A 22968-nucleotide genomic window follows, 5' to 3' on the forward strand; every position below is an offset into this window, starting at 1 on the left:
GGTGGACCGTGACTGAATCCTCCTCCTCGAGCGCCGACGGCCCCGCCGCGGGTCCCGGCACCGATCAGGTGAAGCTGCCCGCCGGCTTCGACCTCATCGCGTCCGACGACCGGCTGGGCCCGGTCGTGCTGGGGTCGCTCGCCCGGATCGAGGATCGGCTGGACGAGGCGGTGCGCAGCGCCGACCACCTGGCCGACGTCACCTCCCGCCACCTGCTCCAGGCCGGTGGCAAGCGCGTGCGACCCCTGCTGACCGTGCTGGCAGGGGAGATCGGCGGCGGCATCAACGACGCCGTCCTCGAGTCCGCGGCCGTCGTCGAGCTCACGCACCTGGCGACCCTCTACCACGACGACGTCATGGACTCCGCGCCGCTGCGCCGCGGCGTCGCCACCGCGCAGACCGTGTGGGGCAACTCGGTGGCCATCCTCACCGGCGACCTCATCTTCGCCCGCGCCTCGTCGATGGTCTCCGAGCTCGGCCAGCGCGCCCTCAAGATCCAGGCGGACACGTTCGAGCGGCTCGTGCTCGGCCAGCTGCACGAGACGGTCGGCCCGCGCGACGGGCAGGACCCGCTGGAGCACTACCTCGACGTCCTCTCGGGCAAGACCGGCTCCCTCATCGCGGCGTGCGGGCACTTCGGCGCCGTCCTGGCCGGGGCCGAGCAGGACGTCGTGGACGTCATGGTCGAGTACGGGGAGAAGGTCGGCATCGCCTTCCAGCTCGCCGACGACGTGATCGACGTGACCGGCGAGGACGAGGTCTCCGGGAAGTCGCCGGGCACCGACCTCCGCGAGGGGGTGCCCACCCTGCCGGTGCTCATCCTGCGCCGGATGGCGGGGGAGGGCGACGCCGAGGCGGTGCGCGTCCTCGAGCTCCTCGACGCCGACCTCGCCTCGGACGAGTCCCTGGCCCGGGCCGTGGCCGCGGTCTCGGAGCACCGGGCCACGCAGGAGGCGTGGCGGATCGCCCGGGAGTGGGCCGACGCGGCCATCGCGTCGCTCGAGCCCCTGCCGGACACGGTGGCCAAGCGCGCGCTCGTGGCGTTCGCGCACGCCGTCGTCCACCGCGAGGCCTGAGCAGGCCCCGCGACGTGGTCCCGGGCCCGTCGCCCCGGGTGTGGTTCCTGCGGCCCCACGGGCTAGCCTGTAGCCGTCCGCAGACCACTTCCCGCACCCGAGGACGACCATGACCCCACAGTCCCCACCCGGCCGTGCCGCCGCGCCCCGCGAGGCGTTCTCCAGCCGCACCGTCTTCATCCTGGCCGCGATCGGCTCCGCCGTCGGCCTCGGCAACATCTGGCGCTTCCCCTACATCGCCTACGAGAACGGCGGCGGGGCGTTCCTGATCCCGTACCTCGTCGCGCTGCTCACGGCCGGTCTGCCGCTGCTGATGCTCGAGTACGGCATCGGGCACCGCTTCCGCGCCTCGGCGCCGCTGGCCTACCGCCGCCTGCACCCCAAGACCGAGTGGATCGGCTGGTGGCAGATGGGCATCAGCTTCGTGATCGCCGTCTACTACGCCGTCATCCTCGGCTGGGCGATGCTGTACACCTACTTCTCGTTCGGCAAGGCCTGGGGCGACGACCCCGCCACGTTCTTCCTCTCGGACGTCCTGCAGACCTCCGAGCAGGTCGGCGTGGGCCTCGACTTCGTCCCCAACGTGCTGGCCGTCACGGCGGTCGCCTGGATCGCGCTGCTCGTGGTGCTGCTGCTGGGCGTGCAGAAGGGCATCGGCCGGGTGAACCTCGTGCTCATCCCGCTGCTGGTGCTCATGTTCCTCACCATCGTGGTCATCGCCCTGACGCTGCCGGGCGCCACCGACGGTCTCAACGCCTTCTTCACCCCCGACTGGGCGGCGCTCGCGGACAGCGCCGTGTGGGTCGCCGCCTACGGCCAGATCTTCTTCTCGCTCTCGGTCGGCTTCGGCATCATGATCACCTACTCGTCGTACCTCAAGCCGAAGACGGATCTCACCGGCTCGGGCCTCGTCGTCGGGTTCGGCAACTCGAGCTTCGAGATCCTCGCCGGCATCGGCGTCTTCGCGGCGCTGGGCTTCATGGCCGGGGTCTCCGGCGTGGGCGTGGACGAGGTCGCCACCTCGGGCATCGGCCTGGCGTTCATCGCGTTCCCGACGATCATCTCGCAGGCGCCGCTCGGCACGCTCATCGGCGTGCTCTTCTTCGCGACCCTCACCTTCGCGGGCTTCACGTCGCTCGTGTCGATCGTCGAGGTCGTCGTGGCGGCCGCCCAGGACAAGCTCGGCCTGCGCCGGCGCACCGCCGTGGTGGCCGTCGTGGTGCCCATGGCGCTGATCTCCCTGGCCCTGTTCACCACCACCACGGGGCTGAACCTGCTGGACGTCACGGACAACTTCGTCAACCAGTTCGGCATCGTCGCCGCGGCGCTGGTCTCCATCATGCTGCTCACGGCCGGCTTCTCCGCGCTGCCCACCCTGCGGGACCACCTGAACTCGGTGTCCTCCTTCAAGCTGGGCCGCACCTGGATGGTCGTGGTCGGCGGCATCACCCCGATCATGCTCGGCTACATCCTCATCAACACGCTCACCACGACCCTGGCGGAGGGCTACGGCGAGATGCCCGCGTGGTTCGTCAACACGTTCGGCTGGGGCACGGCCCTCGCGATCGTCGTCGTCGCGCTGCTGCTCTCCCGGCTGCCGTGGCCGGCCGGGTCGGCGGCCTCGGACCTGAGCCCGTCGCCGGCCATCGTCGACGCCTCCGTGGACCGGCGCCGGCTGCAGGGCGGCCAGCCGCTCTCGCGCTGGTCGGACACCGCCCTGCGCACCCCGGCCCTCGACCAGGACTTCTCCTACCGCTCCCTCGCCGAGAGCGCGGCCGGGTCCACGGGCCGGCACGCCGAGGTCCCCGCCGAGGAGGCCGGCCGGGCGCCCTGGAGCTCCGGCGACCCGTCCAGCACCACCGGATCCCAGGAGGACCCCCGATGACCACTCCCGCCATCATCATGCTCATCGTCGCCGTGTGCACGGTGTGGGGCGGCTTCATCGCCGCCGTGCTCCACCTCCGGCGCACGCCGGAGGTCGACGAGAGCGACCAGGGCTTCGGCAGCGACGACTACGTCCGCACCACCTGATCCGGACCGGGTCCCGTCCCGGGACAGCAGGAGGCCCCCGGCGCCGCACGGCGCCGGGGGCCTCCTGCGCCTCGGCGGGGTGTCCGGCGGGAGCGCCCCGGCATCCGGCGGCCGGGGCCGGTCGCCGGGGCCGGGGCCGAGTCCCGGGCCCCGGCCCCGGAGCCGAGCACGGGGCTCAGGCGCGGCGGACCCGCGGGGCGCGCACCGCGTCCAGCACGAGAAGCAGCACCGCGAGCCACACGAAGCAGAAGCTCACCCAGCGCACCACCGGCATCTGCTCGCCGAGCACGAGCACGGCCAGCAGGAACTGCATGATGGGCGTCAGGTACTGGATCATGCCCACGGTGCTCAGCGGCAGTCGGCTCGCCGCGGCGCCGAAGAGGATCAGCGGCACGGCCGTGATCACCCCGGCGGCCAGCAGCAGCAGCGCGTGGCCCGTTCCCTCCGTGCCGAAGGTCAGCGAGCCGTCCGCCGCGAGCACCGCCACGACCACGGCCGCCACGGGAGTCAGGGCCATCGTCTCCACGGTCAGGGTCACGACGGCGGGAAAGGACCCGCCCACCCGGTTCTTGACCAGCCCGTAGAGGCCGAAGGAGAAGGCGAGGCCGAGGGACAGCCAGGGCACGCTGCCGTAGAAGACGGCCATGACCACGACCGCGACGAACCCGACCCCCACGGCCGTCCACTGCAGGGCCCGCATCCGTTCCCGCAGCACCACCACGCCGAGCAGGATGGCCACGAGGGGATTGATGAAGTAGCCCAGGGAGGCCTCGATGGTGTGCCCTGTGGTCGTCGCGACCACGTAGAGGAACCAGTTGATCCCGATGAGCAGGCCCGCGAGAGCGAGCGCAGCCAGGGTGCGGGGGGAGTGGAGCGCCCGGCCCAGCGCGCCCAGCTGCCGTGTGAGGGCCAGCAGCGCCAGGCAGAACACCAGGGAGAAGAGCACGCGCAGCGCCACGATCTCCAGGGGGGTGGCCGGCTCCAGGACGACGAAGTAGAGGGGCAGCAAGCCCCAGATGCCGTAGGCCCCGAAGCCGGCCAGCAGACCGTCCCGGGTCCTCGACTGCTCGTCGGGATCCGGGCCGGGCGCGGTGTTGTATGCGGTCACGCTCGAGGGTACCGCCGGGGATCAGAGGCCGAAGAATCGGCTGAAGAAGCCCTTCTTCCGATCGCCCTGCTCCTCCTCGGCGGTCTCCTCGCCCTCCACCACCGGCTCCGTCCCGGCGCTGCCCGGGACACCGGGGCCGGCCACGACCTCGCGTTCCACCTCGCGCTCGACCGTCGGCTCCTCGACGGGCTCCCGGTGCTGCGCGGCGGCGGGCTCGGGCACCTCCTCGGGGGCCGGCCGGACGGGCTCGGGGCCGGGCACCACCGTGGTGCTCACGCGGCCCGGGCGCACGTCCCGGTCCGAGGGCTCCTGGTCGAACGGGAGATCGGCTTCGGCGGCACCGGCGTGCGCGGCGGCTGGCTCCTCGGCCTCCCGGGGCTGCTCGACCGGCTCGGGCTGCTCCCGCGCGTGCTCCGTCTCGACGAAGTCGGGCACCTCGATCGGCTCGGGCCGCTCCTGCGGGGCCTCCGCGGGCACCGGGGCCTCCGCGGGCGCCGGGGCGCGCCGCGGCTCGGCCTCCTGCCGGGCGGCCGTGGCCTCGGCGGCGGCGCGCTCCTGGCGCAGGGTGGCGGCGCGGTCCCGGGCATCGGCGGCCAGATCCACCAGGATCTCGGGACCCACGGCCGGCTCGGCGGGCTCGACGCCGGAGATCTGGTGGTCGTCGAACCAGAACCGCTGCGCGCCGTCCCGGACGGTCACCACGCACGTGGCCGCGGTGTCCCACTCGATGTGGGCGCCGCGCAGCTTGGCGTAGGAGTCGACGGCGAGGTTGTGGTCCACCGCGGTGTCCGTGGTCAGGGCCTCGGCGATGACCCGCATCATCCGCTCCACGGTGAGCTCGGGCAGCTCGAACTCGGGCCCGTCCAGCAGCAGCCACGCGGTGACGCCGCCGCCCGCTCCCGCGGGGTAGTGCGCGTACACGCCCGTCACGGCCTTGGCCGCCAGGGTCAGCCGGCGGGCCAGGCCCTCCGCCACGGGCAGCTCGTCGGTGGACAGCTCGTCCACGCCCAGATGCTCCCCGGCCTCGCGGGCCTGGACCGCGGCGGAGACCACCTCGGCCGGGAAGTGGCCCAGCTCCTGCCAGGACCAGATCCAGGACCCGCGGGAGGCGGACTCGGTGCCCAGCAGATAGGGGGTCAGCGTCACGGGGGGCTCGGTCTGCAGGGTGAACGCCGGCGCGGAGAAGTCGACGTCCCACCCGGCGCCCTGGGTCAGCTCGGCCAGCCTGGCCTGGTACTCGGTGGAGATGAAGATCGACTCGTCGATCAGGTCCTGCAGCGTTTTCGTCATGCGTCCAGGCTAGCAACCCTCGCGGGTGCGGGAGCGTCACCGCGGGCGTCACCCGGTGCGTCGGCGGGGTGCCGGACGGCCGTTGCGCCCGCGGCGGCCGGGGACCGCTTGGGTAGGGTGGGGACGAGACCGCCGGGGCCCGGCGGCGCCGCGTCCGGCCCCGCGCCCGCCCCGTGACCACCACGATCCGAGCAGGCCCCCCGCGGGCCGGGAACGAGCCACCGCATGAGCGAGACCCCCGCCACCCCGCCCCCCGGACCGGAGCGGCAGGAGCTGCTGAACACGATCGGCTCGTGGGTGCTCTCCGTGCTGCGCACGGAGCCGGGATGGGACCGGATGGTCGTGGACCTCAAGTTCCAGGGCGGGCGCGTGCACCTGCGCGTGCGCGAGCAGCGCGGCCAGGAGGTGGTGCCCGGCACGGCCGGGCCCATCAAGGAGGACAGCGCCGTCGTCCCCGCCGTCGAGCAGCTGCGGGAGAACGTCCACGTCCCGGGGCGCGGGACGTGGTTCACCGCCACGGTCGTGATCCTCGCCGAGGGCTGGCCCGAGCCGACCCACCGGATCGGAGGGACCTACGACCTCGACGGCGAGCCCGGCCAGTGGGGGACCGAGGGGCCGTTCACGGCCCAGGACGTCCTGGCGCACCTCGAGCGCTTTCCCCGCACCCGTGCCCGGATCCCGGCGTGGGCCGCCGAGCTCGCCCAGCGGGACGGCGTCGAGCTGCCCGTCCTCGCCCCGGGCGCCGAGCAGCCGGCCGACCCCGAGGGGGTCGTCCACCCCCTGGTGCGGGCGGCCGTCGACCGGTTCGCGAGCGCACCGGACAACAAGGCCATGATCGAGGTCATCCGCCAGTGCATGGCGGGCTCCCTGCTGCTGGACGTCACGGCGAGCGACCTCGTGGAGGGCCCGGGCGGGCAGACCGTGGGGCCGGGGTCCACCCTGCGCGTCCAGACCCTGGGGGAGCCGGATGGGACCCGGTCGCTCGCCGCGTACACCTCGGCGGCGGAGGCCCAGGCCATGTTCGACCGCCACCACCCGGACGGGGGGAAGCCCGTGCTGCTGCGCGAGTCCGCCGTGAAGGTCCTCAAGATGCTCGCGGACGACCCGCAGCACGACCACCTGGTCATCGACCCGGCCCGCCAGGGCTGCCGGATCAGCCGGCCCCAGGTCGAGTGGGCGATGCGGGCCCCGCGCAACGACGCCGTGAAGACCGCGATGCTCGAGAACAACATGTCGCAGCTGCTCGCCGGGCTCCTGGCCCCGGACGCGGTGCTGCTGCTCGGCGCGCGCCTGCAGGACGGGCGGGCCGTGCCCGTCTACGCGAAGCCGCAGGAAGAGGGCGCCGCGCCGGACACCCTCATGCTGTTCACGTCCGCGCCCGAGATCGCCGTGCTGGACACCACCCTGGAGGTCCGTTCCGCACCGGCCCGCCAGGCGCTGCGCTTCGCCCTCGACGCCGGGGCACGGAAGATCAGCATCAACGCCCACCCTCCGGTGGCCACGCTGACCGCCGACCAGGTCCGGGATCTCCTGGCCCTCGTGGAGACGGAGACGGGGCGGGCGGGGGCCGCCGGCGGAGAGACCGAACAGGGTCCGGACGGGAGTTGAGACCGGGCGGGCCGTTCAGTCCGTGGTGGGGGAGGCCTGCGCGGGGGCCGGCCCGGCCGCGAGGCAGTCGGCGCAGATGCCCTGGTAGACGACGTCGGCGGTGAGCAGCTGCATGCCGTGGTGCTCGGAGGGCGTGAGGCACGGGGCGTGGCCGACGGCGCAGTCGACATCGGCGACCGTTCCGCAGCGCACGCAGTACGCGTGGTGGTGGTTGTCCCCGGTGCGGGTCTCGTACCGGGCCGGCGACGCGGGCGGCTCGAACTTGCGGAGCATGCCGACGGTCGTGAGGTCGGAGAGGACCACGTAGACGGACTGGAGCGTGATGGCCGGCAGCACCGTGCGGACGTCCGCGAGGACGTCGTCCGCGGTGGAGTGCGGGCGGCGGTCCACCGCGTCGAGGACGGCCAGCCGCTGCTTGGTGACCCGGCGGCCGTGGGAGCGCAGCAGGTCCGACCACGCGGCGGCCCGGGCGGTGTCCGGTGCGGGGCGTTCCGTTGTCTGCATCCTTCCACCGTAGCGTTATCACGATGGACTCACAATAGCGGTGCACGTCCGCGCCCAGTGTGCTCGTCATGGTCAACCCCTCGTGACCGTTCTGGTCGCCCCGGCGGTCATCGGCTTTCACCGGTCTCTGACCTGCGCTTACGATGTGCGAGGGGGATGGGGATCCGGCGCCGTCGTCGTGGCGTGCGCGCCCGCGGGCCGGACGGGACGTTCCCGAAGCTCTTTCTTCCCGAACGACCGCGACCACCACGGAGACACACATGACGCGTCCTGCCCACGCCCGCTCGAACGGCCCCACCGGCGAGTCGGAGGCGCCCCGCGACGACGTCCTCCTCGACGCCGTCCACTCCGGGGACGCCGACGCCTTCGGGGTGCTGCGGGAGAGGTACCACGGCACTGCCTTCGCGGTGGCGCGGTCGCGGACCGGCAGCGCGGAGGAGGCGGAGAGCGTCGCCGCGGCGGCCCTCGGGCGGATCGAGCAGATCGTCGGCGAGGGCGGTGGCCCCCGTGCCTTCCTCGGCGCCTTCGTCGTGTGGATGGTCGGGCGGGAGGCCGACGGCGGCACGCGGCCGGTTGCGCTGCCGGACGATCCCGCGGACCCCACGTCCCTGGTCCGGGTCTTCAGCGGCCTGCCCGCCGAGTGGCAGGCCTTCCTCTGGCGCACCGAGGTGCTGGGCCACAGCGCCCGCCGGGCCGCCGCGGCGCTGGGGCTCGGCGCGGTCGCGGCCGCCGGTCTGCATCGCGACATGGTCCGGGGGCTGCGGGGGCTCTACGGCCAGGCGGCTGCGGACCGGGCGGCGGGACCGGACTGCGCGGAGTTCTCCGGCGAGCTGCCCCACTTCGTCCGCGGCACCCGCGGGCAGCGGAGCCGGCGGGACGTCAAGGCGCACCTGGACGGGTGCGCGCGCTGCACCGCCGAGTACCTGAGCCGTCAGGACGTCGGGACGGGCCTGCGCACCTGGACGCTCCCCGTGCTGGCCGGCCTGCCCCTGTGGGGCACCGAGGCCCTCGAGCTCACCAACAGCATCGCTGGTGCCGAGCCCGGCGCGGCCGCTGGAGCAGGTGCCGGAAAGGGCGCCGCCGCGGCCGGTGCGGGCGCCGCCGCGGGGGTTGCCGCCGTCGCCGCCGGAGCGGGAGCCTCCGCGTCCCGTCCGGACGGTGCCACGGGGACCTCCTCGTGGTCGGGCCGCAGGGCGAAGGTCCTCCTGGGCGCCGGGGCCCTGGCGACCGCCGTGGCGGTCGCCGCGGTGGCCGTGTCCGGCGGGGACGACCCCGTCCGGGGCGCCGGCAGCCTCGCCGCCGAGCAGGCGCCGCGCACCGCCGAGGACCTGGAGAGGCCACGCGCGGACGACCCGGCGGCCGGAACCGAGCGCGCGGACGACGACGCCGCGGCCGGAGCCTCCGCGTCGGAGCGCGACGGGAGCTCGTCCGGGTCGGACGGCGCCGCGGCCGAGCAGGACCCGCCCGGCGCTCCGGTCGACTCCGCGGCCGGAGCGCTCCAGGGCGGTGCCGGGCCGGAGGCCGCGGCGCTCGTGGCCGACGCCGACCGCACCGGCGACGACGCGGGCGGGGCTGCGGTCGACGCCGACGGCGTCCCCGTGGGCGCGTCGGATCCCTCCGGGGGCGGCGGAGCGGCCCAGCCGGGGACGGGCAAGGGACGGCCGGCTTCCGTGCCGGGCGGGTCCCGGACCGCGGAGGCCGGCACGCCCGGCGCGGCGTCGACCGGTGGCGCCGCGCGGGACACGTCCACCGGGGACGCTCCTGTGAGCGCTCCGCCGGCAGAGAAGGCGGATGCTCCCTCACCGGCGCGGGGTGCGCGCACCCCTTCACCCACGCCGGCGCCGCGGATCTCCCTGCCGACCGTGACCCCCAGTCCCGCGCCGTTCCAGGCGCCGGTGCCCCCGGCCCTGACCATCGATCCTCCGAACGATCCCGCGCGTCCCGGTGCCGCTCCCGGGCACGGACACCAGCGCGCGAACCAGGGGGCCGACACCCCCCGCGAGCACTCGCGGCGACAGTGGGAGTCCGGCTGGAGCGACGCCCGGTCCCACGAGCGGGAGCACGCCGGTCGTCCTGACCGCGACCACCACCATCGGGGTCAGGACGGCAAGCCCGGTCGCCCGGACCGTGGCGCCGAGCACCGGGAGGACCGCGCTCCCCGCTGAGCCAGATCCCCGCCGGCGCCTCCCGACAGCCCGGCGCCATCCGGCAACCCTGTGTTACGAACGGGAACCCCTCGTGACAGGGGGGCGTGCCGAGCCCCGTCGAGGCGCTCTACCATGGGGTCGGGGGACCGGGGGGTCCACAGTCCGAGAAGCCGCGCGCCGTCGGCGTGCGCGTCGTCATCGTCATGCCGGGGGCCGCGACCTCGCGGCACCGCTCCCGGGTCGCCCGCACCGCAAGGTGCCCGAGCGTTCCCGAGACCGACGGAGATCCCATGACGCGCACGACCGAGGGGCGCACCCCGCGCACCGACGAGGAGCTGCTCGCCGCGGTGCGGGCGCAGCACCCCGACGCCTTCCCGGACCTGCGGGACCGGCACTGGCACACGGCCGTGGTCGTGGCCCGGCTCCACACGCCGAGCCGCCAGGACGCGGAGCAGCTGGCGGGCACGGCCTTCGACCAGGTCCTCGTGGAGATCGGCGACGCGGGCGGCGACGAGGACGGTCCGGGGGTGTTCCTGCGGGCACGGCTGGTCGCCGTCGTCGGCCGGGCCGGCGCGGAGCGGGACGGCGCGGCGGAGACGGTCGCCGGCATCTACCTCGGGCTTCCGACGTCCTGGCAGGCCGCGCTGTGGTACCTCGAGATCGAGGCCCTCGGACTCGAGCGGACGGCCGCGGTGCTCGGGCTGAGCCCGGCCGCCACCACCGCGCTGCACCTCGAGGCCCGCGCCGGGCTGCGGGCCGCCTACCGCCGGGCCCGTCAGGACCTTGCGACCCTCCCCGGGTGCGCGGACTGCGCGGCCGACCTCGGCGCCTTCGCCGGCGGCGGCCTGTCCGCCGAGCGGACGCAGGCCGTGCAGCTCCACCTCGACGAGTGCTCCCGCTGCACGGCCGACCACCTGTACCTCCAGGACACCGAAGCAGGCCTGCGCGGTTGGCTGCTGCCCGTGCTCGCCGGGGTGCCGCTGAGAGGCACCCGGACCGACGAGCTCGTGGAGCTGGTCCGGACCGCAGGACGGATGAGCGCCGGACGACTGGGAGCGGCTCCGGGCACCGACGTGGCCGGAGGAGCCCTCGCCGCCGTCCACGTCACCCGACGGGGCCGGAAGGTGCTGCTCGGCGCCGGCGCCCTGGCGGCCGCCGCGGCGCTCGCGGGAGTCGCCCTGTCGGGCTTCGACGGTCTCGGCGACGGGACGACACAGGCCGCGGGACGCGTCGGCGGCTCCGGTGCGACGACACCCTCCGCCTCCGCGCCTCCCACCCCCTCCGGGGCCGACGACGACGCGGTGACGATGGCCCGCGGCGCCGGTCCCGGTGCCGCGGTGCCCCGCGGTGCCGGCGGGGTGCTCTCCCTGCCGACCTCCGAACCGTCCCCCGGTCCCCTGACCGAAGCCGCGGCCGAGGCCCGGACCGCTCGCGCGGGCGGGACGCTCGCCACCGCCGCCACGGTGGACGGGACGGCCGCCGGCTCGCGGCAGGCCGGCGCCGAGCCCGGTGCGTCGACCGGCCCTCGCACCGAGGCGGCCCCCCGCACACCGGGGAGCATGCAGGTCGACGGCCCTGCGCCGCGGCCCGCGGCGTCGGGCGCAGAGCCGTCGGGTGCGCAGTCCTCGGGCGGCGGCGTCACCGGCGGCTCGTCGGCAGCCGGTGGCGGGGGCAGCGCCCCCGCGTCGCCGCCCGCGGGCGACGGCGGCACCCCGGCCGGGGACACCCCGGTCGACCAGCCCCCGGCAGCTGAGACGCCGGCGCCCGGGAGTCCGGTCGTCGAGACGCCCGTCGAGCTCCCGGCGACGGAGGCTCCGACGACGGAGGCTCCGTCGACCGAAGCGCCGGTGGCCGAGACGCCCGTGGAGCTCCCGGCGACGGAGGGTGCGGCGACGGAGGCTCCGGCGACCGTGCCTTCGGCGACCGTGCCTCCGACTGACGAGGATCCGGCGACCTGAGGACCCGTGCCGGTGACACCGCCGGCACGGGTGCCGGCGGTGTCACCGCTCCCACCCCCCCCCGGTGGCTGTCCGCGGATTGCGCACCCCGGCCGGAACGACAGGAGGCCCGGAGCCGGCTGGGAGATCCCTGGAGCTCGCCCGGCCCGGGAAGACGGGCGCCGCCGGCGGGGTTGTGCCCATCGGAAGACTCGCGTCCCCGATGAAGGAGCCACACCCCCGATGCACAACCACAACAACGGGCTCAAGACCGTCCTGCTCCTCGGCGGCTTGTGGGCGGTGCTGCTGGCCATCGGATGGGTCGTGGCGAGCGGGACGGGAAGCAGCGTCTTCATCTGGGTCTTCGCCCTGATCGGTCTGGCGTCCACGGCGTACAGCTACTGGAACAGCGACAAGCTCGCGCTGCGCTCCATGCGCGCCATCCCGGTCACCGAGCAGCAGGCACCCGGGTACTACCGGATCGTGCGAGAGCTGTCGCAGCGGGCGAACCAGACGATGCCCCGCCTGTTCATCGCCCCGACGATGAGCCCCAACGCGTTCGCCACCGGGCGCAACCCGGAGAACTCGGCGGTGTGCGTGACCGAGGGCATCCTCCAGATGCTCGACGAGCGCGAGCTGCGGGGCGTGCTCGGCCACGAGCTGATGCACGTCTACAACCGGGACATCCTCACGTCTTCGATCGCCGCGGCCGTGGCAGGCATCATCACCTCGGCCGCGCAGTTCCTCCAGTTCACGGCCATCTTCGGCGGCGGGCGGGGCGGGGACCGCGGCAACCCCCTGGTGGGGCTGCTCCTGGCCTTCCTGGCGCCGCTCGCCGCGACCGTCATCCAGCTCGCGGTCTCCCGCACGCGCGAGTACGACGCCGACGAGGACGGCGCGCAGCTCACCGGGGATCCGCTCGCGCTGGCCTCGGCCCTGCGCAAGATCGAGATGGGCACGACCGCCCGGCCGCTGAACCCCGCCGACCAGAAGCTCGTCAACACCTCGCACCTCATGATCGCCAACCCGTTCCGGGGCGGCGGTGCGGCAAGCCTGTTCCGCACCCACCCGCCGACCGCGGACCGTGTGGCCCGGCTCGAGGGCATGGCGGGGATCGGCCGCCGCTGATCCGGCCCACCGACGACGACGGAGCCGCCCACCTCGCGAGGTCGGCGGCTCCGTCGTCGAACGAGAGGTGTCGTGCGGGAGGACGTGTGGAAGGAGCTCGGCGGTGGTCGACGAACAGCGTCCGGGCCGATCGAGCGACGGGTGAACCACTGGTGAACCACTGGTGAACGGGTAGCGTAGCCGTACTAGTCTTCTACGGGCCCGAGAACGGGTTGGGTGTCAAGGGTGCTCGACGAGCACGCGGGCATCCGGAACGCGAGGTGTTGCCATGTCCGGCCGGATTCCGCACGTGATCCGACGGGTTGGCGTCGTCGTGGGACGCACCTGGGTCTACGTCCTGATCTGGGCGGGGCTCGCGCTGCTCATCGCCGCCGCCGGCATCCGTTTCTTCTGGGGCAGGATCTCCGTGGGTCAGATGCTCCTGAACCTCGTCTCCGTGGAGATCGACGGCGGGGGCGGAGCCATCGTCTGGATCGGCGTCCTGGGGATCGGCGTCGTGCCCCTGCTCGTCACCGTCGGGATCGCCCTGTGGCAGTCCTCCCGGCGCCGCGAGCGCCGCCGCAACGGCGACGACACGCGTCCTGGTCGCCCGCAGTGGATCATGCGCACCGTCTCCACCGCTCTGGTGGCCGCGGTGGTCGTCGGCGGCACCACGGCCTTCGCCACCACGGTGGGCGTGGCGGACTACCTCAGGGCGACGAACTCCGCGTACGACCTCGGCGACTACTACGTGGAGCCGACCGTCACCAGCGCCGAGCGCAAGCGCAACCTGGTGCTGATCTACCTCGAGTCCGGCGAGGCCACCCTCGCGGACGACCAGCTCTTCGAGAAGGACGCGTTCGTCCCTCTGAAGGAGGTCACCAAGGCCTCGGACGGTTGGCAGAGCGTGGACGATCTCCGGCAGTACCAGGGCGGAGGCTGGACCATGGCCGGTCTCACCTCGACGCAGTGCGGCGTCCCGCTGAAGGGCGTGGGCTCCGCCGCGGGCAGCGGCGCCTCCGACGAGCTCAGCGGCGACGTCGGCACCTACCTGGGAGGAGCCACCTGCCTGGGCGATGTGCTGGACGAGCACGGCTACCACAACGTCTTCCTGGGCGGGGCCAACGCCTCCTTCGCCGCGAAGGACGACTTCCTGGGCAGCCACGGCTACTCCGAGGTCAAGGACCTCTCCGACTGGCGGGCCGCCGGCGAGCCGGAGAAGAACTTCCGCAGCGACTGGGGCCTGAGCGACGAACGCCTCATGGCCCACGCCAAGGACGAGATCGACGAGCTGCACGCCGAGGCGGAGAGGACCGGCCGGCCGTTCAACCTCTCCGTGCTGACGCTGGACACCCACGAGCCGGTGCACGTCTACGACTACTGCACCGTGGACACGGAGGACGAGGTCACCTCCGTGTTCTCCTGCTCCATGACCCAGGTGGCCGGATTCGTGGAGCACATGGAGGAGAAGGGCTACCTCGACGACACCGCCGTGGTGATCATGGGCGACCACCTCAAGCACATGAGCGCCGGCGACGCTTTCCACGAGCAGCTCGACGACCACGACAACCGCACGATCTTCAACCGGATCTGGATCCCGGGCGAGGACGGGAACAGCACGCTGCGTCCCCGCGTGGACCAGCTGAACATGTACCCCACGATCCTGGAGGCCGCCGGCCTGACCCTGGAGGACCATGAGGCCGGGCTGGGCGTGTCCGCCTTCGCCTCCGGCGTCCCGACTGGTTCGGCGCAGGCGATGGAGCCGGATCCCTACGCCGAGCTGCTGGACTCGCACTCCCCGCAGTTCTACGCGGAGGCCTGGGCCGGCGAGGACGCCGCCCGGTAGCGCTGTCCGTTCCCGGTCCGCCGGCCGGGGCGCACGGCCCGGGTCAGCGGTAGTTGATGAACTGCAGGTCCACCTCGAGGTCCGAGCCCTTGAGCAGCGTGATGACGTCCTGGAGGTCGTCGCGGGACTTGGACGACACCCGGAGCTCGTCGCCCTGGATGGTGGCCTTCACGCCCTTGGGGCCCTCGTCGCGGATGAGCTTGGTGATCTTCTTCGCCTGGTCCTGGGCGATGCCCTCCTTCACGGAGGCCTCGATCCGGTACTCCTTGCCGGAGGCGAAGGGCTCCCCGGCGTCGAGGGACTTCAGGGAGATGCCGCGCTTGACGAGCTTCGACTGGAAGACGTCGAGGACGGCGTTGACGCGCTCCTCCGAGTTCGCCTTCATGAGGATCTTCTCGCCGGAGAAGTCGATCTCCGCCCCGACGCCCTTGAAGTCGTAGCGCTGGGCGATCTCCTTCTGCGCCTGGTTCAGGGCGTTGGACACCTCCTGCTTGTCGACCTTGCTGACGACGTCGAACGAGGAATCGCTGGCCATGCTGCCTCCTGGGCTGGGACGGTGGACGGGCGGCGTGCGGCCCGCGGGACTGTGAACCAGCCTACCGGGAGGGCCCCGTCACCGTTTCGTGACCTGAGCCCAAGGGTCCGTCCAGGTCCGTCTCCCAGGATGGCGGCATGAGCACATCCGAGGGTCACGACGACGTGACGCCCGGCTCGGGGCGGACCTGGCACGGAAGCGCCGTGGCGGCCACCGCGCTGGCGGCGGTCCTGCTGATGGGCATCGGGCTGGGCCCGGCGGTCGCGACCACCGGCGGCACGGCGCCGCCGCCCCGTCCGGGCACAGGCGCTTCGGCCACCGAGCGGATCGACCCCGAGGTGGCGCAGCGGTTGATCGGTGTCGCCGAGGACCTCGCGGAGGCCGTGACGCACGGCGAGATCACCGCGGAGCAGGCGGAGAAGTTCCTCCAGCAGGTCTGCGAGCGGCTCGCCGACTGAGCCGGTCCCGGCAATTTCGCATCACGGCCGATGTTCTGTACTGTTGAACTGCTCCCGCACGCGGGGGCGGCCACCACCGGGCCGGAAGGTCCGGCGGCAGCACCCCGGCAGATTACCCGAGCGGCCAAAGGGGGCTGACTGTAAATCAGCTGGCAATGCCTACGGGGGTTCGAATCCCTCATCTGCCACGAGCTCCACGACGATGGCCCCGGTCCGCGGACCGGGGCCATCGTCGTGCCCGGTCACGACGGGGTCGGGCAGTCCCTCGCCGGTGGGACGCCCGCGGTTGCCAGGATGGCCCCGGAGCCCGCGCTCGTGCATGGGGGAGGGGCTGCCGCTCCTGCGGCATCCTGCGCAGAGAGCCCCTGTTGCGGGGACACGGGGACGAGGCCGCCCCGCCGTTCCAGCCTTAACAATTGCTAAGAACATGAATATCCTTGTAGCTTGAGGCGACAGCATCATCCGGCCACGTGCCAGCACTCCCCGAGCCGGCACGTCGGGACCCCCTACTCCGGATGACCAGCAGCACGACCGACCCTGCAGCGCTCCCGCCGGTGTGCACCGCCGAGGACGCTGGGAAGGACTGTGCCGCGCGCTGGTACCCCAGGGGCAGGCCCGGGGTTCTGAACGATTGAGGAGACAGACCGATATGACTGCTGTGAAGAAGTGGGTGGCCGCGGGTTCGTCGGCTGCCGTCCTGGCCGGAGGCCTGTTCCTGGGCGCCCCCGCCGCCCACGCCGACACCTGTGTGGCCCCCGCCGCCAGCACCGCGGTGACCAACCTGGTCACCGCGGCCGACCACCTCTACGACGCGGGCACGCACTTCAACTCGCTCGTCACGGACCAGGCGGTCCTGGGCCAGCTCCAGACCCAGCAGGCCGTGCTGGAGGACGCCGTCGTGAACGACGACACCATCGACCGCGCCCAGGCCGCCTGGAACGAGATCCTGCGCCTGCAGGAGTCCTACGCCGCCTCGAGCAGCGATCCGGCAGTGGCCGAGGCCTACGCGGCCAGCTCCGCCGCCGCTGCCAACTTCCAGACCGCCGCCGTGGACGCCCGCGCCCAGGGCGAGGTCTTCATGGAGGACGGCGCCGACCTCGTGGCGCTCTTCCAGGGCAACTGCGACGTCCTGGGCACCGGGACCGGCTCGGACGACTGGACCGGCACGGACTCCGGCGTGAACCAGGGCATCAACATGCAGACCGCCGAGGAGAGCGGGCTCAGCACGGGTGTGCTGGCCGGCCTGCTGGCCGCCGGTGCGGCCGTGTCCGGGGCCGTGGCCCTTCGGGTGCGCCGCGGGCGCGCCTGATCCCGATCCGCTGACCGCCCTGGTGCCGCGCCCGCGCGGCACCAGGGCGCAGCCATCTGCCGAGCCGACCCCGTAAGGACCAGAGCATGGACGCACCCGAGCAGGAGACCGCGCCGCGCCGTCGTGCGGGCACGCGCTGGGCCGCCGTCGGCGGACTCGGCGCCGCGGCGGTCCTGTCCACCGTGCTGCTGACGGATCCCTGGGGCGCGGAGGGCACCGGCTCCCCGGCCGCGACGGCGACCGCCCCGGTCCAGGCAGCCTCGGCGGCACCTCCCACCGCGGCCGCCACGGACGCGCCGCCCGCCACGACCATCTCCGACCGTCCGGCGGCGGCGGCGCCCGTGCGGCTGGCCGTCGAGGACGCCCAGCTCGACGTGACCGTCCTGCCCCTGACGCCGAGCGAGCAGGAGCTGGCCACGGAGCTGCTGGTCCCACCGGACACCCTGGACGGCTACTGGCTCACCCCCTACGGCATGCCGGGCGAGGGCTCGGAGAACACCACGTACATCACCGGCCACAGCTGGGAGGACCGGGACGCCCCGTTCAACCGGCTGAGCGACCCCGGACTGGTGGGCAGCGAGATCGAGCTGGAGACCGCGGCCGGGACCCTGGAGTACGTGGTGGACTCGGTGGTCACCCACGACAAGAACACCCTGAAGGACAGCGACATCTGGCGCATCGTCCCGGACCGTCTGGTCATCGTCAGCTGCTACACCGAGGACCTCTGGGGGAAGAACGTCGTGCTCACGGCGTCCCCGGCGCAGGCCTGAGACCCGCGCCCTGGGCCTCGCTGCCGGGCTTCACGGCCGGGCGCCGCTGCCGGGTGTCAGCCCAGGGCCGCGCGCACCCGCGGCACCACCTCGGCGCCGAGCAGCGTGATCGACTCGAGCGCCAGGTGGTGCGGGACGCCGCCGGCGTCCATGCGCAGCAGGAGGCGTTCGTGGCCGAGCGCGCGCTGCTGCGCCACGATCTTGGCGACCACCTCGTCCACGTCCCCCACCACGAGGGTCCCGTCAGGGCCGCACTCCCGCTCGTACTCCTCCCGGGACCAGCGGGGGTCCGCCGGGTGGACCGGCCCGTGGCTGCGGGCCCCCGCGGCGAAGTAGGGGTGGCTGAGCTCCTGCGCCTTCGCGGGGGCGCGCGCCACGAAGCCCGGGACGTTGAGGCCCACCGGGGTGTCGCCGTCGTGGCCGGACTCCTCGAGAGCCCGCCGGTAGGCCTCGACGACGGGCACGGCCTCGGCGAAGGGACCGTGCGTGCGCAGCAGGGCGAGGGGCAGCCCGAGAGCCCCGGCGCGGGCCACGGAGGCCGGCGTGCCGGAGCTGCCGAGCCAGATCGGCAGGCACGGCTGCAGCGGGCGGGGCTCGAGGTCGAGCTCCACGCCGTGCCGGGGGAGTGGGCCGACGAGGGTCACCGGATCCGTCTCGCGGACCGTGAGGAGCTGGCGCAGCTTCTCCTCGAACAGGGCGTCGTGGTCCTCCCGCCCGAGGCCGAGGGCGCACAGCACGCGCTGGGAGGCGCCGCGGCCCACGATCATCTCGGCCCGCCCGCCGGAGATGTTGTCCAGCATGGCGATCTGCTCGTAGAGCCGCACGGGGTCCCCGGCCGTGAGCACGGAGACGGCCGTGGTGAGCCGCAGGAGGTGGGTGCGGCCGGCGATGGCGGACAGGAGCACCACGGGGGAGGCCGCGACCACGTCCGTCCCGTGGTTCTCGCCGACGCCGATCACGGTGAGCCCGGCGCGCTCCGCGGCCTCGGCCTGCTCCATGATGTCCCGCAGGCGCTGACGGCTGTCGGGTCGGGTGCCCGTGACGGGGTCCGGGACCACCTCGCCCAGCGAGAAGATGCCGATCTCGAAGTTCATGGCGCACCTCGGCGTGCACGGGATCCGGCTCCGGTCCGGTCGCCCGGTCCCGGAGCCCGGGCCGCAGGCCCGACCCGGACGCCCAGTCTAGTTCCCGCGCGCCACCCGGTCTTGAGCCGGCAGTGAAATCCTGTGCCCCCGGACGGCTCTGCCTCTACGCTGGAGGGCATGGCTACCGTTGACATCACCCAGGACACCCTGGGCCAGACCATTGCCGAGAACGACATCGTCCTGCTCGACTGGTGGGCCGAGTGGTGCGGACCCTGCAAGCAGTTCGCCCCGACCTACGAGGCCGCCTCGGAGAAGCACGAGGACATCGTCTTCGGGAAGGTCGACACCGAGGAGCAGCAGATGCTCGCCGCGTCGGCCCAGATCTCGTCGATCCCCACGCTCATGGCCTTCCGGGAGGGCATCCTCGTCTTCTCCCAGCCGGGCGCCCTGCCCGCCTCCGCCCTCGACCAGGTCATCGACGCCGTCAAGGGTCTTGACATGGAAGAGGTCCGCGCCGAGGTCGCCAAGCAGTCCCAGGACGCGCCCAACGCCTGACCGCGGGACCGTTGCCGCACCACCGCGCCGGGCCCCGCCTCTTCGGAGGAGGGGCCCGGCGTCGTCGTTCCCGGCGTGCCCGTGCCCGGTCCCGTGCCCACGACCGGGGACCGGTCCGGGCGGCAGGGGATCAGACGAGACCGGTGACGCCGAGCAGCGAGCCGAGCGCGAAGGTGGCCACGAGGGCCAGCGCCCCGCCCACCACCACGCGCACCACCGCGCGCCCCCGCTGCGGCGTGTCCCCGAGGCGCGCCCCGAGCCAGCCGGTCAGCGCGAGGGCTGCGAGCACCGTGACGAAGGTGACGGGAATCCGCCAGGCCTCCGGCGGCAGCAGGATCGCGAGCATGGGCAGCAGCGCTCCGACGAGGAAGGACAGCGCGGACGCGACCGCTGCGCCCCACGGGCTGACGATGTCCTCCGCGTCGATGTTGAGCTCGGCGTCGAGGTGCGCGGCCAGGGCGTCGTGCTCGGTGAGCTCCAGCGCCACCTGCCGGGCCGTGCCGACGGACAGGCCCTTGGTCTCGTAGATCTCGGCGAGCTCCAGGAGCTCGGCCTCGGGCATGTCGATCAGCTCCTGCTTCTCCTTCTCGATCAGGGCCCGGTGGGAGTCCGACTGGCTGGACACGGACACGTACTCGCCCTGGGCCATGGACAGGGCTCCACCGACCAGGGCCGCGCCCCCGGCCAGGAGGACGGCGCTGGTGCTCGTCGTGGCGCCGGCCACGCCCACCACGACCGCGGCCACCGAGACGATGCCGTCGTTGGCACCCAGGACCCCGGCCCGCAGCTTGTTCATCCGCTCGGTGTAGCCGGCACCGTGCGGCTCCTTGATCACGTGTTCGGTCGTCATGGCCCCATTGAACTCCCACCGGTGCGCCGGTGCCAGCAAGGACAGGATGTCCTCACCGGCACCCAGCCGTGCCCACCGGCACCCAGCGGTGCTCAGCGGCGCCGGTGGTCCTCCGGGTGCAGCCGCGGGGCGAACGAGGGCTTGCGGAAGCCGGAGGCCCGCAGGAGGCGCACCACCCGCTGCCGGTCACCCCGCCACGGCTCCAGCAGCTCGAGCATCCGGCGGTCGTCGCCGGGGCGCCGGTCGAAGAACCAGCACACCGTGTCCGCGAGGTGGAAGTCGAAGACGCTGACCGAGTCCGGGTCCCCGTGGGTGCACTGCACGATCTCCGCGACCGTCCAGGGCCCGAGCCCGGGGATCGAGCGCAGGCCCCGGTGCAGCTCGGCGTCCAGCGGGGCCCGGCCCAGGCGCTCCAGGGCGGCGGCCCGTCCGGCCACGCGCCGGACGGTGGCCGCCCTGGCACCGTCGACCCCCGCCCGGTGCCACTCCCACACGGGCACCCGGCACCACGCCTCGGCGGTCGGGGTGATCCGCATGCCCTCCGGGGCCGGGCCCGGCGCGGGCTCGCCGTAGCGCCGCACGAGCTGCCGGTGCGCGGCCACGGCCTCGCGCACGGTGACGCGCTGCTCGAGCACCGAGAGCACGGCCCGGTCCAGCACCCGGCCGGTCGAGGGCAGGCGCAGCCCAGGGTGGTGGTGCCGGGCGGCGCTCAGCCGGTGGGGCAGCGCGCGGAAGGCGTCCGAGGCCTCGAACCGCTCCCAGGCGTCCTCCGCGCCCGACCAGCGCGGGGCCTCCAGCAGGAACTCCTCGGCGCCGGGCCCCCACGCGCGCACGAGCACGGGCCGCTGCAGGGGACGACCAGCGCCGGTGCGAGAGAAGAGGGCGGTGACCGGGCCTGCCGCGGTCCGGGCGGTGACCCACACGACGTCGGGAGCCGCGACCCGGACCAGGGGATCGGCGCTGCCTCGGCCCAGCACGCCGAGCGTCTGGCCCAGGTGCAGCGCGCCCTCCGGGTCCCACACGAGCTCGGCGTCCGGGGTCACCGGGCGCCGGCGGGCGGACGGGGGAGCGGTGACGGCCATGAGACCATGATGGCAGTCCTGTCCGACGGCGCCCCCCGCCACCGAGGAGGCCATGCCCGCCACCGCGCTCCGTCGCGCCGCACCGCCGGCCCGTCCCGTGCCGCTCACCGGGCGGGCGCGGCTGGTGCCGCTGGGCGTGGGGCTCCTCGTGCTCGTCCTGTACGTGTGGTGGTCCCTGCTCCAGTGGCACCGCTGGGAAGTCCCGTCCTGGGACCTGGGGATCTTCACCCAGCTCGCCAAGTCCTACGCCGCCGGGGACGGCCCGGTCGTGCACCTCAAGGGCCACGGCGCCAACCTGCTGGGCGACCACTTCCACCCGATCCTCGCGCTGCTGGGCCCGGTCTACGCGCTGTTCCCCTCCGCGCTGACCCTGCTCGTATTCCAGGACCTCCTCGTGGCGGTCTCCGCGGGGGCGCTGACGGGCTTCGCGGCCCGGGCGCTGGGCCCGGGCCCGGGCGCGGCCCTGGGACTGGCCTACGGGCTGAGCTTCGGGCTGCAGGCCGCGGTCGCGGCGCAGTTCCACGAGGTGGCCTTCGCCCTGCCGCTCCTGGTCCTCGCCCTCGGCTGCCTGGTGGAGCGGCGGTGGACGGCGTCCGCGCTGTGGGCCGCCCCCGTCGCGTTCGTCAAGGAGGACCTGGGCGTCACGGTCGCGGTGCTCGGCCTGGTGCTCGCCTGGCGGGCGCACCGCGAGGCGGACGGGGACCGTCGCCCGGTGGCGCTGGGGCTCGCGCTCGCCGCGTGGGGCTCGGCCTGGTCGGCGCTCGCGGTGACCGTGGTGCTGCCCGCCCTCAGCCCGGACGGCCGGTTCGCGTACGCGGACCGGCTGGACCTCGCGGCGGCGGCCGCGGACCCCGCCGGGGCGCTGGTCTCCCTGGTGGTCCCGGGCCAGAAGGCGCTCACCTGGCTGACCGTCCTGGCCGTGGGCGCGGTGGTCGCGGTGCGCTCGCCGCTGGCGCTCGTGGCGCTGCCCACGCTGATCTGGCGGATGCTCTCGCCGAACCACGGCTACTGGGGCACGAGCTGGCACTACAGCGCCGTCCTCATGCCCGTCGTCGTCGTCGCGCTGCTCGACGCCGTGCTCCGGCTGCGCGGCGGACGGTTCCGGCGGCTCGCCCGGGTCGCGCCGGCGCTGGCGCTCGCCGTCGCCCTCCTGCTGGTCCCGGGGCGCCCGCTGGCCGACCTCGTGGACCCCGCCGCCTACCGGCCGGACCCCCGGGCGGACGCCAAGGCAGCGGTCGTCGCGGCCGTCCCCGAGGGGGCGAGCGTGGCCACGGACCTGACCCTCCTGCACCACCTCGTGCCCGGCGCGCAGGTGCACTGGCTGGGGTCCGAGGGCGATCCCGCCCCCGAGTACGTGGTGGTCGACCGGCTCGGCGCCGCGTGGGGCGGGCACCCGCCGGGGGACGTCGCCGACTGGGCCGGCCGGCGCTACGGCACCGGCTACACCGAGGTGCGTGACGAGAAGCACCTCGTGGTGGTGCGCCGGCTGGGATGACCGCGCCGCCGGGTGCGCTAGACTGGGCGGACCGAATCCGGTCACTCCCTCACTTTCTCGTGCAACGCGATGCCGTCCGCGCATCGTGTTCGGCCGCGGCCCGTGTCGCGCCGTGTCCGACGCTCCCGTTCCCGAACGGGGCTCCAAGTGGTTGGCAGGGACGTCCGGACACCAC

General features: G+C 74.0%; 20 protein-coding genes and 1 tRNA gene. 14 read left to right on the forward strand and 7 right to left on the reverse strand.

Annotated elements, in window-relative coordinates; all coding sequences use genetic code 11:
• Positions 1-8: 8 nt before the first annotated feature.
• From ACFYE3_RS02735 to ACFYE3_RS02745, 3 genes are all read left to right on the forward strand, one after another.
• A complete protein-coding gene (locus ACFYE3_RS02735; protein ID WP_387605110.1) occupies positions 9-1076 on the forward strand; it encodes a polyprenyl synthetase family protein in 1068 nt (355 codons plus the stop codon).
• Between the two features lie 109 nt (positions 1077-1185).
• Entirely contained in the window at positions 1186-2961 is a 1776-nt protein-coding gene (locus ACFYE3_RS02740; protein ID WP_387605109.1) for a sodium-dependent transporter, read from the forward strand.
• The gene (locus ACFYE3_RS02745; RefSeq protein WP_368830477.1) at positions 2958-3107 is read left to right on the forward strand and encodes a methionine/alanine import family NSS transporter small subunit; all 150 of its coding nucleotides are present in this window, start codon (positions 2958-2960) and stop codon (positions 3105-3107) included. The genes ACFYE3_RS02740 and ACFYE3_RS02745 overlap by 4 nt, the downstream gene beginning before the upstream one ends.
• A gap of 175 nt (positions 3108-3282) precedes the next feature.
• On the opposite strand, the gene rarD is transcribed toward ACFYE3_RS02745, so the two are convergent.
• On the reverse strand, positions 3283-4215 hold the full coding sequence (gene rarD, locus ACFYE3_RS02750; RefSeq protein WP_387605108.1) for an EamA family transporter RarD: 933 nt from the start codon (positions 4213-4215) through the stop codon (positions 3283-3285).
• A gap of 21 nt (positions 4216-4236) precedes the next feature.
• Positions 4237-5505 carry a DUF6882 domain-containing protein gene (locus ACFYE3_RS02755; RefSeq protein WP_387605107.1) on the reverse strand — a complete coding sequence of 423 codons (1269 nt, stop codon included), beginning with the start codon at positions 5503-5505 and terminating at the stop codon, positions 4237-4239.
• A gap of 225 nt (positions 5506-5730) precedes the next feature.
• Here ACFYE3_RS02755 and ACFYE3_RS02760 point away from each other — a divergent pair, with 225 nt between their 5' ends.
• Positions 5731-7113: an SseB family protein gene (locus tag ACFYE3_RS02760; RefSeq protein ID WP_387605106.1), complete on the forward strand. Its 1383-nt coding sequence runs from the start codon at positions 5731-5733 to the stop codon at positions 7111-7113.
• A gap of 15 nt (positions 7114-7128) precedes the next feature.
• On the opposite strand, the gene ACFYE3_RS02765 is transcribed toward ACFYE3_RS02760, so the two are convergent.
• Positions 7129-7617 carry a Fur family transcriptional regulator gene (locus ACFYE3_RS02765; RefSeq protein ID WP_387605105.1) on the reverse strand — a complete coding sequence of 163 codons (489 nt, stop codon included), beginning with the start codon at positions 7615-7617 and terminating at the stop codon, positions 7129-7131.
• Positions 7618-7877: 260 nt separating this feature from the next.
• On the opposite strand from ACFYE3_RS02765, the gene ACFYE3_RS02770 reads away from it, so the two are divergent.
• The 4 genes from ACFYE3_RS02770 to ACFYE3_RS02785 all read left to right on the forward strand — a co-directional run bounded on the left by ACFYE3_RS02770 (position 7878) and on the right by ACFYE3_RS02785 (position 14654).
• On the forward strand, positions 7878-9782 hold the full coding sequence (locus ACFYE3_RS02770; RefSeq protein ID WP_387605104.1) for a zf-HC2 domain-containing protein: 1905 nt from the start codon (positions 7878-7880) through the stop codon (positions 9780-9782).
• Positions 9783-10054: 272 nt separating this feature from the next.
• Entirely contained in the window at positions 10055-11722 is a 1668-nt protein-coding gene (locus ACFYE3_RS02775; protein WP_387605103.1) for a zf-HC2 domain-containing protein, read from the forward strand.
• Positions 11723-11944: 222 nt separating this feature from the next.
• Complete coding sequence (gene htpX, locus ACFYE3_RS02780) at positions 11945-12829, forward strand: zinc metalloprotease HtpX (protein ID WP_387605102.1); 885 nt, start codon at positions 11945-11947, stop codon at positions 12827-12829.
• 289 nt (positions 12830-13118) lie between these two features.
• A complete protein-coding gene (locus ACFYE3_RS02785; RefSeq protein WP_387605101.1) occupies positions 13119-14654 on the forward strand; it encodes an LTA synthase family protein in 1536 nt (511 codons plus the stop codon).
• 43 nt (positions 14655-14697) lie between these two features.
• Here the strand turns inward: ACFYE3_RS02785 and ACFYE3_RS02790 are convergent, their stop codons facing one another.
• Positions 14698-15189: a YajQ family cyclic di-GMP-binding protein gene (locus ACFYE3_RS02790; protein WP_017832435.1), complete on the reverse strand. Its 492-nt coding sequence runs from the start codon at positions 15187-15189 to the stop codon at positions 14698-14700.
• A gap of 137 nt (positions 15190-15326) precedes the next feature.
• Here ACFYE3_RS02790 and ACFYE3_RS02795 point away from each other — a divergent pair, with 137 nt between their 5' ends.
• The 4 genes from ACFYE3_RS02795 to ACFYE3_RS02810 all read left to right on the forward strand — a co-directional run bounded on the left by ACFYE3_RS02795 (position 15327) and on the right by ACFYE3_RS02810 (position 17726).
• Positions 15327-15647 (forward strand): hypothetical protein, encoded by a 321-nt coding sequence (locus ACFYE3_RS02795; RefSeq protein WP_387605100.1) that lies wholly within the window; start codon positions 15327-15329, stop codon positions 15645-15647.
• A gap of 106 nt (positions 15648-15753) precedes the next feature.
• Positions 15754-15835: transfer RNA gene (locus tag ACFYE3_RS02800), tRNA-Tyr, on the forward strand.
• 461 nt (positions 15836-16296) lie between these two features.
• The gene (locus ACFYE3_RS02805) at positions 16297-16956 is read left to right on the forward strand and encodes a hypothetical protein (RefSeq protein ID WP_387605099.1); all 660 of its coding nucleotides are present in this window, start codon (positions 16297-16299) and stop codon (positions 16954-16956) included.
• 86 nt (positions 16957-17042) lie between these two features.
• Positions 17043-17726, forward strand: coding sequence for a class F sortase (locus ACFYE3_RS02810; RefSeq protein WP_387605098.1), 684 nt, complete (start codon positions 17043-17045; stop codon positions 17724-17726).
• Between the two features lie 56 nt (positions 17727-17782).
• On the opposite strand, the gene ACFYE3_RS02815 is transcribed toward ACFYE3_RS02810, so the two are convergent.
• Positions 17783-18820: an LLM class flavin-dependent oxidoreductase gene (locus ACFYE3_RS02815; RefSeq protein WP_387605097.1), complete on the reverse strand. Its 1038-nt coding sequence runs from the start codon at positions 18818-18820 to the stop codon at positions 17783-17785.
• A gap of 168 nt (positions 18821-18988) precedes the next feature.
• Here ACFYE3_RS02815 and trxA point away from each other — a divergent pair, with 168 nt between their 5' ends.
• Positions 18989-19366 (forward strand): thioredoxin, encoded by a 378-nt coding sequence (trxA, locus tag ACFYE3_RS02820; RefSeq protein ID WP_035924949.1) that lies wholly within the window; start codon positions 18989-18991, stop codon positions 19364-19366.
• Positions 19367-19496: 130 nt separating this feature from the next.
• On the opposite strand, the gene ACFYE3_RS02825 is transcribed toward trxA, so the two are convergent.
• Positions 19497-20216: a VIT1/CCC1 transporter family protein gene (locus ACFYE3_RS02825; RefSeq protein WP_387605096.1), complete on the reverse strand. Its 720-nt coding sequence runs from the start codon at positions 20214-20216 to the stop codon at positions 19497-19499.
• A gap of 92 nt (positions 20217-20308) precedes the next feature.
• On the reverse strand, positions 20309-21298 hold the full coding sequence (locus tag ACFYE3_RS02830) for a DNA-3-methyladenine glycosylase family protein (protein ID WP_387605095.1): 990 nt from the start codon (positions 21296-21298) through the stop codon (positions 20309-20311).
• A gap of 52 nt (positions 21299-21350) precedes the next feature.
• On the opposite strand from ACFYE3_RS02830, the gene ACFYE3_RS02835 reads away from it, so the two are divergent.
• Entirely contained in the window at positions 21351-22793 is a 1443-nt protein-coding gene (locus ACFYE3_RS02835) for a DUF2079 domain-containing protein (protein ID WP_387605094.1), read from the forward strand.
• Positions 22794-22968: the final 175 nt, after the last annotated feature.

The sequence above is a fragment of the Kocuria arenosa genome (assembly GCF_042879215.1).
Lineage (GTDB): Bacteria > Actinomycetota > Actinomycetes > Actinomycetales > Micrococcaceae > Kocuria > Kocuria arenosa.

Coding starts and splice junctions, on each gene's coding strand:
- ACFYE3_RS02810 (WP_387605098.1), top strand. CDS start 17,043: ATGGACGCACCCGAGCAGGAGACCGCGCCGCGCCGTCGTGCGGGCACG.
- ACFYE3_RS02835 (WP_387605094.1), top strand. CDS start 21,351: ATGCCCGCCACCGCGCTCCGTCGCGCCGCACCGCCGGCCCGTCCCGTG.
- ACFYE3_RS02805 (WP_387605099.1), top strand. CDS start 16,297: ATGACTGCTGTGAAGAAGTGGGTGGCCGCGGGTTCGTCGGCTGCCGTC.
- ACFYE3_RS02830 (WP_387605095.1), bottom strand. CDS start 21,298: ATGGCCGTCACCGCTCCCCCGTCCGCCCGCCGGCGCCCGGTGACCCCG.
- ACFYE3_RS02790 (WP_017832435.1), bottom strand. CDS start 15,189: ATGGCCAGCGATTCCTCGTTCGACGTCGTCAGCAAGGTCGACAAGCAG.
- ACFYE3_RS02770 (WP_387605104.1), top strand. CDS start 7,878: ATGACGCGTCCTGCCCACGCCCGCTCGAACGGCCCCACCGGCGAGTCG.
- ACFYE3_RS02740 (WP_387605109.1), top strand. CDS start 1,186: ATGACCCCACAGTCCCCACCCGGCCGTGCCGCCGCGCCCCGCGAGGCG.
- ACFYE3_RS02760 (WP_387605106.1), top strand. CDS start 5,731: ATGAGCGAGACCCCCGCCACCCCGCCCCCCGGACCGGAGCGGCAGGAG.
- ACFYE3_RS02775 (WP_387605103.1), top strand. CDS start 10,055: ATGACGCGCACGACCGAGGGGCGCACCCCGCGCACCGACGAGGAGCTG.
- htpX (WP_387605102.1), top strand. CDS start 11,945: ATGCACAACCACAACAACGGGCTCAAGACCGTCCTGCTCCTCGGCGGC.
- ACFYE3_RS02795 (WP_387605100.1), top strand. CDS start 15,327: ATGAGCACATCCGAGGGTCACGACGACGTGACGCCCGGCTCGGGGCGG.
- ACFYE3_RS02815 (WP_387605097.1), bottom strand. CDS start 18,820: ATGAACTTCGAGATCGGCATCTTCTCGCTGGGCGAGGTGGTCCCGGAC.
- ACFYE3_RS02825 (WP_387605096.1), bottom strand. CDS start 20,216: ATGACGACCGAACACGTGATCAAGGAGCCGCACGGTGCCGGCTACACC.
- ACFYE3_RS02765 (WP_387605105.1), bottom strand. CDS start 7,617: ATGCAGACAACGGAACGCCCCGCACCGGACACCGCCCGGGCCGCCGCG.
- ACFYE3_RS02755 (WP_387605107.1), bottom strand. CDS start 5,505: ATGACGAAAACGCTGCAGGACCTGATCGACGAGTCGATCTTCATCTCC.
- trxA (WP_035924949.1), top strand. CDS start 18,989: ATGGCTACCGTTGACATCACCCAGGACACCCTGGGCCAGACCATTGCC.
- ACFYE3_RS02745 (WP_368830477.1), top strand. CDS start 2,958: ATGACCACTCCCGCCATCATCATGCTCATCGTCGCCGTGTGCACGGTG.